At 45.5% G+C, this 871-nt stretch carries 4 tRNA genes and 1 rRNA gene; all 5 read left to right on the top strand.

Going from position 1 to position 871, the window contains the following annotated elements:
- Positions 1-77 (top strand): 16S ribosomal RNA (locus R7Z77_RS24645); the annotation flags it as partial.
- A gap of 89 nt (positions 78-166) precedes the next feature.
- Positions 167-242 (top strand) — tRNA-Glu (locus R7Z77_RS24650).
- 2 nt (positions 243-244) lie between these two features.
- A tRNA-Lys gene (locus R7Z77_RS24655) sits at positions 245-320 on the top strand.
- A gap of 9 nt (positions 321-329) precedes the next feature.
- Positions 330-405 (top strand) — tRNA-Ala (locus R7Z77_RS24660).
- A 38-nt stretch (positions 406-443) separates the two neighbouring features.
- Positions 444-519, top strand: a tRNA-Val gene (locus tag R7Z77_RS24665).
- The last annotated feature ends 352 nt before the right edge of the window (positions 520-871 follow it).

Raw genomic sequence — 871 nt, forward strand, 5'->3', positions numbered from 1 at the left:
CCACTTTGTGGTTCATGACTGGGGTGAAGTCGTAACAAGGTAGCGCTAGGGGAACCTGGCGCTGGATCACCTCCTTATACGATGATTATTGCGATGAGTGTTCACACAGATTGATACGGTTTATGAAGTTTAAGAGATAGAACATCCCCCAAGATGTTCACTTAGTGTCCCGTTCGTCTAGAGGCCTAGGACACCGCCCTTTCACGGCGGTAACAGGGGTTCGACTCCCCTACGGGATACCATTGGGTCGTTAGCTCAGTTGGTAGAGCAGTTGACTTTTAATCAATTGGTCGCAGGTTCGAATCCTGCACGACCCACCATTTCTCGATGGGGCTATAGCTCAGCTGGGAGAGCGCCTGCCTTGCACGCAGGAGGTCTGCGGTTCGATCCCGCATAGCTCCACCATTCGAGGAACTTCTTCCACTAAGAAGTAAAACTAATGTGGGCGATTAGCTCAGTTGGGAGAGCACCTGCCTTACAAGCAGGGGGTCACTGGTTCGAGCCCGGTATCGCCCACCATCTTTAAACATTCTCTCTTGAGAGTTTTTAAAAATGGTTACTTCATTAGAAGTGATTAGCTCTTTAACAATTTGGAAAGCTGACAAAACAATCTTTAAGATTGTTTGTAAAGTTCTCAATGTTTGTCTTTAAGACAAACACCAAAAAACACATTCAAGTGTTCTTGGCTTTTTGTTTTCATTTTTTCTAAAAATGAAGGTAAAAAGATGAGTCCGGCAAAATCGAATGTCTCTCGCTCATTCAAATAATGAGAGACAACTTTGGTGATTTGAACGTCAACTCGAAACTCCTTCGGGTTGTATGGTTAAGTGACTAAGCGTACACGGTGGATGCCTTGGCAGTCAGAGGCGAT

The organism is Vibrio sp. 1401 (genome assembly GCF_033340295.1).